General features: G+C 28.3%; 11 protein-coding genes. 5 read left to right on the top strand and 6 right to left on the bottom strand.

From position 1 onward, the window contains the following. Positions 1-103: 103 nt before the first annotated feature. The 4 genes from H8R92_RS03050 (at position 104) to H8R92_RS03035 (ending at position 3818) form a co-directional block, all read left to right on the top strand. Positions 104-766, top strand: a complete 663-nt coding sequence (locus H8R92_RS03050; protein WP_186834694.1) for a hypothetical protein — start codon at positions 104-106, stop codon at positions 764-766. A gap of 12 nt (positions 767-778) precedes the next feature. Next, on the top strand, positions 779-1396 hold the full coding sequence (locus H8R92_RS03045; RefSeq protein ID WP_186834693.1) for a DUF4397 domain-containing protein: 618 nt from the start codon (positions 779-781) through the stop codon (positions 1394-1396). 181 nt (positions 1397-1577) lie between these two features. After that, on the top strand, positions 1578-3497 hold the full coding sequence (abc-f, locus tag H8R92_RS03040) for a ribosomal protection-like ABC-F family protein (protein WP_022211631.1): 1920 nt from the start codon (positions 1578-1580) through the stop codon (positions 3495-3497). Positions 3498-3632: 135 nt separating this feature from the next. Next, positions 3633-3818, top strand: coding sequence for a YuzB family protein (locus tag H8R92_RS03035; RefSeq protein ID WP_022211632.1), 186 nt, complete (start codon positions 3633-3635; stop codon positions 3816-3818). A gap of 101 nt (positions 3819-3919) precedes the next feature. On the opposite strand, the gene H8R92_RS03030 is transcribed toward H8R92_RS03035, so the two are convergent. The 5 genes from H8R92_RS03030 to H8R92_RS03010 all read right to left on the bottom strand — a co-directional run bounded on the left by H8R92_RS03030 (position 3920) and on the right by H8R92_RS03010 (position 15555). Beyond that, a complete protein-coding gene (locus tag H8R92_RS03030) occupies positions 3920-5677 on the bottom strand; it encodes a helicase-related protein (protein ID WP_186834692.1) in 1758 nt (585 codons plus the stop codon). A 166-nt stretch (positions 5678-5843) separates the two neighbouring features. Beyond that, on the bottom strand, positions 5844-7994 hold the full coding sequence (locus tag H8R92_RS03025; protein WP_186834691.1) for a YhgE/Pip domain-containing protein: 2151 nt from the start codon (positions 7992-7994) through the stop codon (positions 5844-5846). Between the two features lie 200 nt (positions 7995-8194). After that, on the bottom strand, positions 8195-11386 hold the full coding sequence (locus tag H8R92_RS03020) for a ligand-binding sensor domain-containing protein (RefSeq protein WP_186834690.1): 3192 nt from the start codon (positions 11384-11386) through the stop codon (positions 8195-8197). A gap of 76 nt (positions 11387-11462) precedes the next feature. Beyond that, the gene (locus tag H8R92_RS03015) at positions 11463-13310 is read right to left on the bottom strand and encodes an ABC transporter ATP-binding protein (protein ID WP_186834689.1); all 1848 of its coding nucleotides are present in this window, start codon (positions 13308-13310) and stop codon (positions 11463-11465) included. Then, a complete protein-coding gene (locus H8R92_RS03010) occupies positions 13303-15555 on the bottom strand; it encodes an ABC transporter ATP-binding protein (protein WP_186834688.1) in 2253 nt (750 codons plus the stop codon). The genes H8R92_RS03015 and H8R92_RS03010 overlap by 8 nt, the downstream gene beginning before the upstream one ends. Before the next feature lie 178 nt (positions 15556-15733). Between H8R92_RS03010 and H8R92_RS03005 the strand changes: the two genes are divergently transcribed. Continuing rightward, entirely contained in the window at positions 15734-16171 is a 438-nt protein-coding gene (locus H8R92_RS03005; protein ID WP_022211637.1) for a MarR family winged helix-turn-helix transcriptional regulator, read from the top strand. 135 nt (positions 16172-16306) lie between these two features. On the opposite strand, the gene H8R92_RS03000 is transcribed toward H8R92_RS03005, so the two are convergent. Further along, positions 16307-17599 (bottom strand): NCS2 family permease, encoded by a 1293-nt coding sequence (locus tag H8R92_RS03000; protein ID WP_022211638.1) that lies wholly within the window; start codon positions 17597-17599, stop codon positions 16307-16309. Positions 17600-17710: the final 111 nt, after the last annotated feature.

Here is a 17710-nt window from a genome sequence, read left to right as displayed (position 1 = left end):
TATAAACTTCTAAGGATAAAGCCCCATTCATAAACTTAAGTAACAGATAAATTATTTTTTTCATACATTATTAATAAATTATTTCTGGAGGATAAAAATGAAAATGGAGAAGAAAAAAGTAAAAAATAATAATAATAATAATGATTTAAAATTTACACCTTTAGATATTAATCCTTCCTTGAATATAGGCAACGAGAAGCTAAATTCAATTACTCCACCAAATACTTTAGATGGGATTTCCATAAATAGTGATTGTAATAATATTTATATAGGCTTCCCTCCTCTAGGATTAACTTCATCTAAATATAGTCCATTAATGACTAATTCATCATTGCTTAATTCTACTTTAAATTCCAATAACACCACAGGATATTATCCACCAATGCCTTATCCTAATAATATTCCTTCAATGGATACCAGCAATACTATACCTATTACGTCACCTAATGAAAATATCTTAAATAATGAATTTCCATCTGAAACATCTTCTGATAATTTATATTCATATAATACCAACGATTCTCGCAATATAAGTTACTATCTTCCTTCTATAAATCCATTAGATATTTTAAGAAATTTTGACTTATCATTCTCTGGTGATGACTCTAGGGATTCTGTTTCTAATAAGGAAATTGATGATATATTTGAATGCATAAAAACTGATAATTCTTCTATTCTTTCTACCTTAAAAGCCTACAGAATACCACTTCCTATTGCATCCTTAATAATTAAAAAAATTATTAAAATAACTTTAGAACATAAATAAGTAGGTGATTAAATGAGTTTATTTAATAGAAATGCACCTGTTATTGATTCTAATATTAGAATACTTCATGCTGTTCCAACTGCTACTGCTATTGATATATATGCCAATGGTAATCTCATTGCTAGAAATGTATCCTTTAGCCAACTGACTAAATATTCTGCTCTACCAGCTGGTAGCTACCAATTCCAATTATATGCTGCATGTACTTATGATAAACCATTACTTTCTCAAGATATAGCAATCACTCATGGTGCAAATTACACAATATCAGTGGTTACATTACAAGATAACTTATATCTTTTTAGACTTAAAGATGATAATGTTCCTTCCACCAAAATATCTACTTTCCTTAGGTTTATGAATCTTTCTCCTAATTCTCCATTGCTTAGCCTTTCGTTGCCTAACAATACGGAGCTTTTTAATAGTGTGGAATATTTGGAAACTACAGGCTACTATATGATTTCTTCTGGAATTTATAATTTACAAGTTACCATTGCTTCAGATGAAAGCGTTAAAAAATATATAAATAATATTTCTTTTGATAATGGCAACTTCTATACCATTTATATAATTGGTCTATTTAATGATACTCCAAAACTGGGATATCTTCTTACTGTAGACTACCAATAAAACTTAGGAACTGTTGTAATTGAATTAAATATTCAAATAACACAGTTCCTAAATTTTATTTTTCATAAATATTCATTAATTATTTTTCCACCTTAGATTATTACTTTACTTTTACAATAGCTTTAAATTTCTTATTATAGTATAATAATTACGACTCTACTTAATATGGAGGTTAAATATAATGATAGTTTTAAGTTGTAAAGATATATGTAAAAGTTATGGTATTAGAGATATATTAAAAAACATTACATTCTCTATAAATGAAGGAGATAAAGTTGGTGTAATAGGCCCAAACGGCGAAGGTAAATCAACTCTTTTTAAAATAATAACTAAAGAGCTTTCCCAAGATTCTGGTGAAGTATTTATAGATAAAACCAGTAATCTTGGATACTTATCACAAAATTTATCTCTTGATTCTTCAAAAACAATATATGAAGAAACCTTATCTGTCTTTGAAGAATTATTAAATATTGAAAATAGATTAGCTACTTTAGAAGTTAAAATGAACGAGCCTTATGATGCTAGCAATGCAGCTTATCATGATAAATTAATAAAAGATTATACTACTCTTCAAGACATCTATTCACATAAAGGTGGTTATATTTATAAAGGTGAAATATCTAGAGTGTTAAATGGACTTGGTTTTGTAGAAGAACTTTTTGATAAAGAAATATCTACTCTAAGTGGTGGCCAAAAAACAAGAGTAGCTTTATGTAAGCTTCTTTTAAGAAAACCAGATATACTACTTCTTGATGAGCCTACCAACCATCTTGATTTAGAAGCAATAACTTGGTTAGAGGAATACTTAAAAAGCTATAAAGGAACTGTGCTAGTTATCTCCCACGATAGATTCTTTCTTGATTCTGTAACAAATAAAACTTTTGAAGTAATCGGTGGAAGCGTTGAAACTTATAATGTTCCATATACTAAATATCTTGAACAAAGAAAGAAAAAATATGAAGCTTTACAAAAAGCATATGATCTTCAACAAGCAGAAATTAAAAGACAGGAAGCTATAATTGAAAAATTCCGTTCTTTCAATCGTGAAAAAAGCATTAGAGCTGCAGAAAGTAGAGAAAAAGCCCTAGAAAAAATGGATAAGATTGATGCTCCTCCTACTGATAAAGAAAGCTCTAAGATAAAATTTGAAGCTCAAGTTAAAAGCGGATATGATGTTTTACATATTGAAAACTTGAAGAAATCCTATAGTGATAAGATGCTTTTTACAAATCTTTCATTAGATTTAAAACGTGGAGAAAAAGTAGCTTTAATAGGTGAAAATGGTAGAGGAAAAACAACATTATTTAAAATAATAATGGATAAAATTGAACCTGATTGCGGATTAAAAGTATTAGGTACCAATGTAAATGTAGGTTATTACGATCAAGAGCAGTCTAGTCTTGACATGTCAAAAACTATTTTAGATGAAGTTTGGGATGAATTCCCTAATATGACTACAGCTAAGCTTAGAAGTGTACTTGCCTCATTCTTATTCACTGGTGATGATGTTTTTAAAGAAATAAGTAAATTAAGTGGTGGAGAAAAATGTAGAATTAACTTATTAAAACTTATGCTTTCTAAGTCAAACTTGCTTTTACTTGATGAACCTACAAATCACTTAGATATACTATCTAGAGAAGCACTAGAAGATGCCATCCTTCAATATGATGGCACATTAATGATCATATCTCATGATAGATATTTCTTAAATAAGGTTATAAATCGTATTTTAGAACTTACGGAAGGTGGAATTACTGAATACCTTGGTAATTATAGCTATTATCAAGAAAAGAAGGAAAACCCCAACCGCTTCCATAAATACGAGGAATTAGCTGCTGGTAAAACAAAAACACAAATAAAAGAAGAAAAAAAGAAAAAAAGAGAAGCTGATAAAGAAGCAAAGGCATTAAAACTTCAAATTAAAAATATAGAAAAAAGTATTAGCGAATTAGAAGAAACTTTAGAAGAACTTCAAAATCAACTATGCCTAGAAAGCGTCTATTCTAACCCTGAAGAAAGCAATAGGGTTAATAAAGAAATACGCTCAGCTGAAAGTAAGCTGGAATCTCTTTATGAAGAATGGGAAAAACTTGCTGAATAAATTTCAGCATTTTTTTATTTATCACATAAAAAACACTTGAATTTTTTTTTATTTAGTTATAATATAATCTTGCTTAAGGCATATAGTAAGCAAAAATTATTACTAAAGAAAAATAATATTTAGGGGGTGCTTTCTATGATAAGAATATGCAGATATTGTTCTAATGTTGATATCGATGCCATTAAAACAATTGTTGGTGATGAAAATGTTGAAGTTGGATGCATCGGTCAATGCGGACAAAAATTTGTTGCTTATATTAATGACGAATTAATTGAAACTTCAACTGAAGAAGAACTATTAGATTATATAAAAAGAATCTAATAATTATTCTAAACTTAATATTTTACATATAAAATGTAATTTTAAAAATAAAATGCATTAAGATAAATCATTGTATCTTAATGCATTTACTTTTAATTAATTTAAATTCTTACTAGAATATCATTTATGTCTTCACTTACTCTCCTTCTTTCATTATAGACCCATTCCACATCAAAATCCAAATTAAATACCTTAGAAAATGAATAATACATATTAATCTTCTGATAATATATTTCTAAATCATCTAAATTTCCTACAAAACATTGAGGTTTTGTTAATTCTTTGTATTTTAATACAAATAGTTCATCTACATAAAATAAGAATAATTCCATTAAATCATCTCTAGACACATCAAAAGGAACTTTTATTAAATTCCACTGATCTACTTCCTTTAACTTATACTTTTTAATTCTCTCAAGTATTAATAAATATTCACTTATATCCATCTTTGTATAATAATCTAAGCTTTCTTCTCTATCCTTCCATAATGCCAATTTTTGATTTAATGGTAAGTTCTTTATCTTTAATATGGCATCTGATGGGCCTATAACAGCCTTTTCTATAGGCTTATCCTTCATCTCTAACTTTTCTTTAAGTAAATCTTGTGTTCCACCTACAGCTGCTACATAACCTACATCATATATTCCCTTTCTTCCAGCTCTTCCTGCCACTTGTTTTACTTCCTGTGATGTAAGTTCTCTAACTTCCTCTCCATCATATTTAGAAACTGACATAAAAATAATTCTTCTTATTGGTAAATTTACCCCCATTCCTATGGCATCAGTAGTTATTAATACTTTAGTTTCTTTATTTAAGAATTCTGCATACTGCATTTTTCTAACTTCTGGTGGTAAATCTCCATAGATAATACTTGCTTTAATACCCTTCTCTGAATAGCTTTGTGCTATTTCTAAAACTCTCTTCTTAGAAAATACCACAATAGCATCTCCTTCTTTAGTATCATTGTAGCTAAAGTTCTTATATTCAACTTCCAATGGAGTATTTCTTGTATATTCATTTATTTCATAATCATCATTACAATCAGTTAAGATTTTTTCTAATAACTCTTTGGTATTTAAAGCTCCACATACATGTATCTCTTTACATCTTAACCCTAATAAAGCTCTACTCCAAGCCATTCCTCTTCTACTATCACCAATCATCTGTATTTCATCAATAACAGCTATATCATATTCTTCATTTAAATTTGCTTTTTCAATAGTGCATGAAACATGAGTAGAATTTTCATTTATTATTTCTTCCTCTCCAGTGATTAAATCACAAGGAACACCTTCATTATTAAGCTTTTCATAATTTTCTAGAGCAAGAATTCTAAGTGGTGATAGATATATTCCTTTCTTTGCACTTTTTAAGCGCTCAATGGCATTATAAGTCTTTCCGGTATTGGTATCACCTAAATGAATTATAACCTTTCTCTTTATTGCTCTTGCTAGTTTATACTCATCCTTTGGATTTTCTGGGAAATTCTTTTCAAATTCTTCACCTACTATTTTAGGAATATGAAGCTTAGTAAGTACCGTCATAAATCCAGAGTTAAGAAAGGAATTATAATTTCCCGCAATTACATCATAAAAATCAAATGATGTTTTATTTTTTCTATTATAATCTTCTAAGAGTTTCTTAGATGCTTCTTCTAAAGCTTCTTCATATTTCATTACTACTTCTTTATATTCCCTAAAACCTTGATTTTCCATTTCCTTTAAAGCTTTAAGTTTCTTTCTAAGTGCAGTTTCCTGCTCTACTAAAGCCCCTGCTTTAGAATGCTTTATTATATCCTCAATATTAGCTATTTGTCCCTTTAATTTTTTAAACTCTCTTTGAGCAGCATTTTTTTTCATGAATTAAAGCTCCCTTCCAAAAGTATACTTATAATTTATTTTAACATATTCCTGTCCATATCTTTTATCATTTCATGGAATTTATTATTTAATTCTTAATTTTATAAAAAAAGCACTAGATACACAATTTTGTATCTAGCACTTTTATTTTTACTACTATTTATTACTACTCTCCTAATCCACTTTCATGGAACTTTTTAGTGAATCCACTTAGAAGATTATTTATTGGCTTCTTTAAGAATATTGAAATAAGTATTGCTACTACTATATAAATTAACATTATAACTATATCTTTTACAAGTACTGATTGAACTACTCCTCCTATCGATTCTCTAGCAAATGAAATAGCATAAGTAAATGGTAAAAATGGATTTATTATCTGGAAGAACTTAGGTGTAAGTTGTATAGGGAATGTTCCTCCTGAACCTGCAACTTGTAAAACAAGTAATATTATTGCAGTTACCTTACCAACATTACCAAATACAGATACTAATGAATAAACTATAGCTACAAATGTTATACTAGTAAATAAAATTCCTGTTACAAATAATGCTGGATTTACACAATATATCTTTAATAAATATAAATCACCTAATGCTACTATTAAAGCTTGTGTCATTCCTATTGTAAGGAATAATAATAGTTTTCCAAAGTACACTTCCATATGATTATATTCACCATGTGCCTCAACACTAAACATAGACACTAATAAAGTCATACCTACCCAAAGAGATAATACTGAATAAAATGGAGTCATAGCAGTACCATAATTTCTCATAGGATATAAAGAATTTTCTTCTAACTCTACTGGTGAAGTCAGATAATTAGAACGCTCTTCAACATTATTCGCTATTAGTTTTAATAAATCTTTTAAATCGCTACTATCTTTTATTTTAGCTACATTAGAAGTTACCTCATTTACAATCTCTTCTGCTCTTGGAAGATTATCTTTTGCATATTTAATTCCTTCATTACCTTTATTACATAAAGCAGATACAGTTGTCAATATTTCTTCTACTTTTGGTAGCTTATCTTGTGCTCTTTGTAATATTTCTAATGCACTTTTTGCACTATCATTAGCTGTATTTAATATTGTATTTATATTTCCTAATATTTCTGTATCAAATTTTTCATATAAATTTCCTGCAATATTACTTACATCATTTAATACAGTTTTTGCATTTTCAAGTTTTGATGTATCTATTAAGTTTCCATTAGCTAGTGAATTTTTTATACTTTCAATTTCATTATATAGCTGATTTAAAGTATTTTCAGCTGTTATTAAATTATTAAGCACATCTGATAATGCTCCATTTTGTGAGTGACCATTTATTTTTTCTACTAATACTCTTATAGATGTAAGATAATCTCTAAGTCCACTTACTTTAGTATTTAAGTTTCCTAACAATACATTTGCATTTTCACTACCAGTGTTTATAGCATTAATAACAACATCTACATAAGATGATACTTCATCTGCTAAATCTTTTACCAAACCAATATCTGTTTTAATTGTTGGTGCTATATTATTTATCTCTCCTTGAGATGTAGTTATAAAATCAATTAAATTTGTTGCTAATCCTTTTGTACTATTTAAAGTATCAGTAATTAATGGAATATCATTTTGAAGATTTGTTACTAAATCAGCTACTTTATTTACTCCATCATAAGCTAAATCTGTTGTTTCATATAAATCTTTAAATTTAGATTGAATTTCCACAAGTTTATCATATAAATTATCTAACTTAGGTAGCTGTCCTTCAACTTCTATTCCTAAATCTTTCGCTGTTGAAAGAACTATATCACTTACCGTTTCTATAACTGTTTTATTAACATTTTCTTGTACTGCTGTTGCACCTTTAACAGTAATCTTCGGCGCTATTGCATTTACCTTTTCATTAACAGTATAAATAATTTTTCCTTTTTTAATATCATCAGTTATTAATGATAATATATTTTCAGAAAATTCTTCTGGAATAGTAATCATTGCATAATAACTACCTTCCTCAACGGCTTTTACAGCTTCTTTTTCACTTACAAATTGCCATCCCATGACATCATTTTCTTTTAGCTGATCTATAATCTGATTTCCTATGTTTTTAAATTCACCTTTAAGCTCTGCACCTTTATCCTTATTTACTACACCTATTTTTATTTGACTAGTTGCTTCTTTACCATATGGATCCCAACTTGCCTTAATATTAAACCAGGCATATAAAGAAGGTAATATAGAAAGTGCTATAAATACTATTAGTGCTGCATAATTAGTAAATATTTTTTTAATATCATCTTTGTAAATTTTAAAAATATTATTCACCTTGTTTGCCCCTTTCTCATCTTAAGTCATATAATAATATTTATCCAATCCTTTTTATTTATATATAGTATAATTTTTAGCCAAACTCTTCAAACCTCATATTAGGGCAAATTTCTTCTTTTATGACCATTATATTTAATTATGTTCTAAAAATATGCCTTTTTTATATTTTTATACTAATCAGTCTAAAAATATAATTGTTAAAAATTATCAGGCAATATTATAGTAAACTTGCTACCTTCTCCTATTTTACTCTCTACATATATTTTACCCTTATGATACTCAATTATTTGTCTTGTTATAGTTAGTCCTAATCCACTTCCGCCATTTTTTTCTGAATTACCATCTATAATTTGATTAAATCTATTAAATATTGTCTCATGATATTCCTCTGCAATACCAATACCTGTATCAATAACCTCAATTTTAACTTGAGATTTTTCTTCTATTATCCTTACAGTTATACTATCTCCTGCTTCGGTAAATTTTGCTGCATTACTTACAAGATTAATTATACATCGCTCTATTGCATCATTGTCACAATTAATAGTTTTTTCCTCCATTTCAGGATCTACTATAAGATTAACCCCTCTTCCTTCTATATAGTCTTTTAGTGTTAATACACTTTCTTCCACTAAATAAACAATATTCGTTTCTGTAATATTTAAATGATAACATCCGCTTTCCATCTTTGAGGTATCTATTATATCATTAATCATCTTCAATAATCGCTTGCTATTACGTCCTATAATATCCATATAGTTATCAAGTCTTTCCTTTAATATACCTTTCTTATTCAATTCTATAATAAGCTGTTGTGTTGAATATATTACATTTAAAGGAGTTCTTAATTCATGTGATAGATTTACAAAATAACTATTCTTTTTTCTTTCTAAATCTATAACTTTGTTAAGTAATCCAGTATTCTTTTCCATTTCATTACGTAATTGCTTAGTTCTCTCCATAACCATCTTATCTAATTTTTTTATTTTAACTCTATTATTTATAATAAAAAATATAATAATAATAATATAAACTAAAATTGCTTCCTTACTCTTCCAAACTTGTGGGTTAATTTTGAATCGAGCTATCTGAGTATCACTGTAACTTCCATCTGCTGACCTTGCTGTTACCTTTAATTCATAATTTCCTGGTGCTAAATTAGCTAAATTAACATAATTATTTCTAAGAGGTATCCAACCATCTTCTTCCTCATTTAAAGTATAATAATACTGTATATTTCTCATACTTTTATAATCTGGAAGGAAAAAACTCACTCTTATATTATTTTCTGAAAACTTAAAGACTTGATTATTTATACTCTTTCTACTACTTCCATTAACTTCAAAATCATCAAAAACAATATTTAAGTTTGGGCCTTTAATTACAACTTCATCAGGAATAAATAAATTAAAACCATTAATTCCTCCAAAAATAAATTCACCTTTCTTTGTTTTAAAATATGAATTGCCATTAAACTCATTACTTTGCAAACCATCTGTTATATTTAAATTATTTATGACATTAGTATCTATATTAATTTTAGCTATACCTAAATTTGTACTTACCCATGGATTATCTTTATCATCAAATAATATACCATAAATTGTATTATTGGCTAAGCCATCTTTAGTAGTATATGAAGTAAATGTATCATCTTTTTCATTATACCTATTTAATCCAAAGTTTGTCCCAATCCAAATCTCACCTTTTGAATTTTCTCCTATACACCTTATGGTATTATCGGATAAACTTAAACTATCATTCTCCTTGTTTTTAAATACATTTATAATCCCTGTATCTGCATCAATCTTGATAAGTCCGTTATCTACAAATGTTCCAAGCCAAAAATTTCTCTTTGAGTCCCTATATATTGCACTAATATTTTTACTGCTTATTCCAATTTCTTCTAATATATAATTTAAATTTATTACTGACCTATCATTTAAGTTTAAAGCATCTAATCCTGAAGCACTACCTATATATAAGTATCCTAAATCATCATAAAATAACTTTTTCACTATATTACTGTATAATCCATTTTCCTCATCATAAATCTCTATTTCACCAGTTATTCTATTTACAACATTTAAGCCATTATAAGTACCTATAAATATATAATCTCCAGCTCCAGTTATATCTGTTATTCTATTATTGCTTAAACCATTAGCAGTGGTTAAGCATTCTATAACGTCTCTATCTTTATTTAAAATATTTACTCCACTGGAAGATGTCCCTATCCAAAGCAGTCCATCATCATCTTCATAAATTCCTAATACAGCCTTTTCATTTATACTTTTGCTATTAAACGGATCATTCTTGTAATGGCCTATGGTGCTATATGGGTCAAAAATACTTACTCCTGAATATGTACCAATCCAAATTAATCCACTATAATCTTCTAAAATAGAAAATGTGTTATTATCTATTAAACTGTGAGGATCATGAACTTTGTTTTCATACCATGTAAATATATTTTTATCTACCTCAAATAATACTACACCTTCATCGGTACATATCCACATATTTCCTTTACTATCTTTCAAAAAGTTTTTAACAAAGGCTCCTCTTATTGTGCCATCCTCTCTTGTTAGTGAATATCTAGTTACTTTATTATTTTCAATATTTAATTTACAAAATCCATTATCATAAGTTCCTATCCATATGTGCTTATCTCCATCATAATAAACCTTATAAATATAATTTTCACTTATGGTATTTACATCATCAGTACTTTCAAATCTCTCAATAACATTGGTATCAACATTTATCTTATATAACCCATTTTCAGTACCAGCCCATATATTGCCATACTTATCTTCTGTTAAAGAATTGATATATTCTTCTTTTAATTCTGGATATATTAAATTAAATTTATCTGTTTTTTTATCATATAAATTTATTCCTTCAGCTGTTCCAACATAAATTTTATTAGAACTCGATATTAAAATGATACAAGTATTATCATCAGATAAATTACCTGATTCGCTATCACTGGTATAATTCTGTACCGTTTCTCCATCATTATATATCTTACTTATACCTATTGCCGTGGCAACCCATATGTTTCCTTCATCATCCTCTTTAATATCTAAAATATAACCATTTACTAAACTATTTTTCTTCCCTTTTTCATATGTATATTTTTTAAATGTATATCCATTATATCTATCTAACCCATCATTCGTTCCTAGCCATATATAGCCTTTGCTATCCTGCATCATGGTTTCAACAGTAGCTTGACTCAAACCATCTTCAATGGATATATTGTTAAATCTGCTATATTCTTCAGCTTTAACATTAATACTGAAATTAATTTTAATAATAATTACTGCTAAAATTATAATTAAATATTTACTTTTTAAATTCATTCCAACAAATTTCCCTTTCATTTCGACTGCTTTTTACATTATACCATATTTTATGAAAAAAATACCTAAAGAATAAACTTTAGGTATTTTATATATATTATGCATTTTCAAACTGACTATTATATAGTGATGCATAGAACCCGCCTTTTTCTAATAACTCATGGTGATTTCCTTGTTCAATAATATCTCCATCTTTCATCACTAATATTAAATCTGCATCTCTTATAGTTGATAATCTATGAGCTATAATAAAGCTTGTTCTTCCTTCCATTAATTTATCCATAGCTTTTTGTATAAGCAATTCTGTCCTTGTATCAACAGAACTTGTAGCCTCATCTAGAATAAGTATTTTAGGATCTGCAAGTATTGCTCTTGCTATAGTTAAAAGTTGTTTTTGCCCTTGTGATACGTTACTTGCTTCTTCATTTAATTCCATATTATATCCATCTGGAAGTGTTTTGATAAATGAGTCTACATGGGCTGCTTTAGCAGCTCTCTTAACTTCTTCATCACTGGCATCCAATCTTCCATATCTCAAGTTATCCATTATACTGCCATTAAATAACCAAGTATCTTGTAATACCATACCAAACATCTTTCTTAAATCGCTTCTACTGAAGTCCTTTATATTATGTCCATCTATAGTTATATTTCCTTCATTAACTTCATAGAATCTCATTAACAGCTTAACCATAGTAGTCTTACCAGCTCCTGTAGGTCCTACTATAGCCACTCTTTGCCCAGGTTTAACCTTTGCTGTAAAATCATTAATTATTGTTTTTTCTGGATTATATCCAAAATGTACATGGTTAAATTCCACTTCACCAATAATTTCTTTAGTACTTATAGGATTTTCCACATCTTTAACTTCTTCCTCTTCATCTAAGAATTCAAAAACTCTTTCAGCGGCAGCTGCTGTAGATTGAAGAACATTAGCAATTTGTGCTGTTTGTGCTATAGGTTGTGTAAAAGATCTCACATATTGAATAAAAGCTTGAATATCACCCACTTCTATAGATCCTTTGATGGCTAAAAATCCCCCAATAATTGATACTAAAACATATCCTAAATTCCCAACAAACATCATTATTGGTTGCATAAGCCCTGATAAAAATTGAGATTTCCAAGCACTCTTATAAAGAGTATCATTTAAATCATTAAATGTATTAATTTCTCTTTCTTCTGAATTAAAGGCCTTTACTATATTGTGTCCTGAGTACACTTCTTCAACTTGACCATTTACATGTCCTAAATATTCTTGTTGACTTTTAAAGTATCTTTGTGATTTCTTAACAACTACTGATATAAGCCCTAAGGATACTGGTATTATTAATAATGCTACCAATGTCATTACCCAATTGATTGAAAACATCATAATAAGTACACCAATTAAAGTTGTTGCTGAAGTTATTATTTGTGACATACTTTGATTTAGCGTCTGGCTTACTGTATCAACATCATTAGTAACTCTTGATAACACTTCTCCATGAGTTTTAGTATCGAAATACTTTAAAGGCATTCTATTAATTTTTTCTGATATTTCTTTTCTCATCTTATAAGAAACCTTTTGTGCTATTCCTGACATTGCAAAACCTTGTATCAATGAAAAAACAGTACTTATCACATATAGAACCAATAATACTATTACTATTTGTCCTATATATCCAAAATCAATTCCTGCTCCAGCCTGACCTGTAACTTTGCTAACTAAACCTTCAAATAAAGCTGTTGTTGCCCTTCCTAATATCTTAGGTCCTACAATTGAAAATGCTGCTGAACCTATGGCAAATATTATTACTATTGTTATCATCAATCTATAAGGCTTTAAATAAGACATTAAAGATTTCATAGTCTTCTTAAAATCTTTGGCTTTTTCACCACCAGCTCTTATACCGCCCATAGGTCCTCCCATGGGACCTCTCATTTTTCTTTGATCATTACTCATCTTGAAGCTCCTCCTTTGAAAGTTGTGATAAAGCTATCTGTCTATAAACTTCACAATTTTCCATAAGCTCTTTGTGAGTTCCTTTCCCTACAACTTTCCCCTCATCTAGCACTAATATCTGATCAGCATTCATTATTGTACTGATTCTTTGAGCTACTATTAATAGCGTACTATCACTTAATTCTTCATTTATAGCTTTTCTTAATTTAGCATCTGTCTTAAAGTCTAAAGCTGAAAAACTATCATCAAATATAAATATCTCTGAATTCTTAGCCAGTGCTCTAGCAATAGCTAATCTTTGTTTTTGCCCTCCTGATACATTAGTACCACCTTGAGAAATCTCTGTGTTAAATCCACTTTCTTTGCTAGAAATAAATTCTGTTGCTTGAGCTATTTCAGCTGCTTTATGCATATATTCATCACTTATATGTTCTCCACCATACTTTAAGTTAGATTCAATAGTCCCTGAAAAAAGCATCCCTTTTTGTGGAACAAAACCTATTTTTTCTCTTAAGTCATGTAATGAAACATTTTTAATATTTTCTCCATCAATTAAAATTTCACCACTAGTAACATCATAAAAACGTGGAATTAAATTAATAAGTGTTGATTTACCGCTACCTGTGCTTCCTATAAAAGCTGTAGTTTCTCCAGATTTAGTTTTGAAATTAATATCTTTTAATATATATTCATCTGCCCCTGGATATTTGAATGAAACATTTTTAAATTCAATTTCACCTTTTTCTTCTACTTTAAAGCTAACTGGATTTTCAATATTCTTTATGGCAATATCAGTATTTAAAACTTCTGATACACGTCCTGCTGAAACTAATGCTCTTGGTAAAATAACTGATACCATTGAAATCATCAAAAATGCCATAATTATTTGCATAACGTATTGCATAAATGCCATCATATCTCCAACTTGCATTACACCGGAATCAACTCTATGAGAACCTACCCATACTATTAAAAGCGTTACTCCATTCATAATGAACATCATTAAAGGCATCATCATAGACATTGCTCTATTAACAAAAAGATTTGTCTTTGTTAAATTCATGTTAGCTCTTTCAAATTTTTCTTCTTCATACTTTTCTGTGCTAAAAGCTCTTATTACAAGCATTCCTGTTAAACTTTCTCTTGTTACTAGGTTTAATTTATCCACTAGCTTTTGTACCATTTTAAATTTAGGAATTGCAAATACAAATAACACTGCCACTAAAGATAAGATAGATACTACAGCCACTACTATAACCCATCCCATTCCAGCTCCACTCTTAACTACTTTTACTATACCACCTATTCCTAATATAGGTGCATAAAATACTATTCTAAGTCCCATAACTATCAACATCATAATTTGCTGAATATCGTTAGTAGTTCTTGTAATAAGTGATGCTGTTGAGAATCTATCAAATTCAGCATTGGAGAAACCTACAACCTTATTAAATACATCTTTTCTTAAATTTCTTCCTAATGCTGCTGCTATTCTTGCTGCTATAAATGTAACTATTACTGCTGCAATAGTTCCTATTAAAGCAACTCCTAGCATCTTAGCACCTGCCATAAATAAATAATTTGTCTGTACTTTATCAATATCTATACCTAACTCTTTATATTGTTCCCTAACATATGTAACTGCTGATTGAGTAACCATACTTTCAGGCATTTCATCTAATTTTTCATTAATTCCCTTAATAATTTCTAAAACTTGCTCTTCTGGCATATTAGATAACATCATGAAAGGATCCATATTTGCCATATCAACACCTTCAGGTGCAGCCATAACATTACCAGAATCCCCCATAACTTTAGTAGCATCTCCACTTTCAAATAGAGATGTTATTAGCATAGGTCTACCTAGAATCTCATTCAATTTCCTTTTTACATCTTTACTCTTAGTATCTAATACGTATATATCCTCATTGGCTAACTCTGGATATTGTTTTATATATTTTTCATAATCATCATTAGATAATTCTTTTTTCCTTATGAGCTTATAATTATCTTCAACCACTTTTTTATCGTCACTATTAGTAAATAATAATAACTTATTTAGTTCAGAAGATTTTATTGCTTTTGGTACTGCATCTTCGATACCCTTTTGCTGTATTCCAATATTAACTATATTAGACATATAGCTTGGCAGTGATAAATCACTTATTGCTTGAACAAATAATAGCATTATTGCAACTATTATAGCTCCTGCAAAAGGCCTTAAATATTTTAGTAATTTTTTCATTGCTTTATTCTCCTTATGCATTAAACTTATTATTTAATAACTATTATATTTTTATAACCTTTTTCCGTCAATAGATTTTATTATATTTATATAATAATTATATTTTTATCACTATTTTATTGTAAATTTTTATACATTAGATTATAATGATAATATTAAGAAACTCAGGAGGTAACTTATGAATTCTATAGACCATATACCTAATAATTTATACATACTTTTATTATCTCTAAATAGACGAGTTTTTAATCCAAATGATGCTTTAAAATCATTAAATCTTCCTTCATCTCATGCTAAAGTTTTATTTTATTTAATACATAACGGAGCAAATCCTATTTCAAAAGTAGCTAAAGATTTATCAATATCTAAACCTAATATGACTCCAATTATTGATAAATTAGTAAACGATGGCTATGTTGAAAGATATTGTGATGATAATGATAGAAGAGTTATATTAATTAAACACACAAAATCAGCATGCAATTTATTTAAATCTTTAGAAGCTCAAGTTAAAAATAACATCTATAATAAAATAAAAGTTTTAGATGAAGCTGAATTAAATCTTCTTTCTGAATCAATTGATAACATTTTAAATTTAATACCTAAAATAACATAATTTTAGGTATATGCTTTCATTGAAATAATATAGCAATATATAAATATTATTTTTTCATTTAAATTAAAGTAATAAAAATAGACACATTAGTTGGTTTTATATCAACTAATGTGTCTATTTTTAATTCTATATATTTTAATGTATCAAAATAAATTTTAGTATGAACACTACTCCAATTATCCATGTAGGTATTGTTATTTCTTTTATTTTTCCAGAAAATGCTTTTATTCCTATATATGATAGCACTCCAAAGGCAATCCCATCTGCTATAGAATATGCAAAAGGCATCATTATTATTGTAAGGAAAGCTGGAATAGCTTCTGTATAATCTTCTAAATTTATGTCCTTGATATTTTCAATCATAAATAATCCAACTATAACTAAAGCTGACGCTGTAACTGCTGGTGTAACCATTCCAAATAATGGTGCAAAGAATAATGCTAAACAGAACATTCCTGCTGTAGATACTGCTGTAAGACCAGTTCTTCCTCCTTCAGCAACTCCAGATGCACTTTCAACAAAAGTACTTACAGTACTTGTTCCTAAACAAGCTCCTACTGTTGTACCAATTGCATCAGCAAATAAAGCTTTTTTAATGTTCTTAACTCTACCATTCTCATCAAGCATATTTGCTTTTGTAGCCACTCCTACCAATGTTCCAATTGTATCAAACATATCCATAAATAATAATGTGAATAATACTATTACCATATCAAATGAAAAAATATTATGCCATTCAAATTTCATAAATGTAGAACTAATTGATGGTGGAATACTTACTATAGAGTTAGGTAACTCAATTACTCCCATAGGAATACCAATGATTGTTGTAATAATCATTCCTAAGAATAATGCACCTTTAACTTTTCTTGCTACTAATATACCAGTGATTAGTATACCAATTAATGATAGAAGAATCGTGTTATTTCTTACATCACCTAATGCTAGTATTGTAGCTCCATCACCAATTACTACTCCAGCTGCTTCAAGCCCTAATAGAGCTATAAATAAACCAATTCCTATTGAAATAGCTTTCTTTATATTAACTGGAATAGAATCAACTATTGCTTCACGTACATTAAATAATGTTAACAATATAAAAATTAAACCTTCTAATAAAACTGCTGTTAGTGCAAACTCAAATGAATATCCCATTTGTAATACTACTGTATATGCAAAAAAAGCATTTAATCCCATACCTGGAGCTTGAGCAAATGGTAACTTTGCATATATACCCATAATTAATGTTGCCACTATAGATGATAATGCTGTTGCTGTAAAAACAGCCCCTGAATCCATTCCTGCTGCTGATAAAATTGTAGGATTTACTATTAGTATGTATGCCATTGTCATAAATGTAGTAATCCCTGCTACAACTTCTTGTCTAACATTCGTATTATTTTCTTTAAGTTTAAAAAATCTTTCCATTTTTTATCTTCCTTTTCTTTTATTTCGCTGAATACTAAATTATAATATCATATTTTTATATTTTTTCAATAGTTTTATCGAATATTCATTTATAGTTAATGTTTATCATTC

Source organism: Clostridium lentum (assembly GCF_014287815.1).
GTDB lineage: Bacteria > Bacillota > Clostridia > Clostridiales > Clostridiaceae > Clostridium > Clostridium lentum.
This window is presented reverse-complemented; position numbering and strand designations above follow the sequence as displayed.

Coding starts and splice junctions, on each gene's coding strand:
- H8R92_RS03030 (WP_186834692.1), bottom strand. CDS start 5,677: ATGAAAAAAAATGCTGCTCAAAGAGAGTTTAAAAAATTAAAGGGACAA.
- H8R92_RS03035 (WP_022211632.1), top strand. CDS start 3,633: ATGATAAGAATATGCAGATATTGTTCTAATGTTGATATCGATGCCATT.
- H8R92_RS03020 (WP_186834690.1), bottom strand. CDS start 11,386: ATGAAAGGGAAATTTGTTGGAATGAATTTAAAAAGTAAATATTTAATT.
- H8R92_RS03005 (WP_022211637.1), top strand. CDS start 15,734: ATGAATTCTATAGACCATATACCTAATAATTTATACATACTTTTATTA.
- H8R92_RS03000 (WP_022211638.1), bottom strand. CDS start 17,599: ATGGAAAGATTTTTTAAACTTAAAGAAAATAATACGAATGTTAGACAA.
- H8R92_RS03010 (WP_186834688.1), bottom strand. CDS start 15,555: ATGAAAAAATTACTAAAATATTTAAGGCCTTTTGCAGGAGCTATAATA.
- H8R92_RS03015 (WP_186834689.1), bottom strand. CDS start 13,310: ATGAGTAATGATCAAAGAAAAATGAGAGGTCCCATGGGAGGACCTATG.
- H8R92_RS03045 (WP_186834693.1), top strand. CDS start 779: ATGAGTTTATTTAATAGAAATGCACCTGTTATTGATTCTAATATTAGA.
- abc-f (WP_022211631.1), top strand. CDS start 1,578: ATGATAGTTTTAAGTTGTAAAGATATATGTAAAAGTTATGGTATTAGA.
- H8R92_RS03050 (WP_186834694.1), top strand. CDS start 104: ATGGAGAAGAAAAAAGTAAAAAATAATAATAATAATAATGATTTAAAA.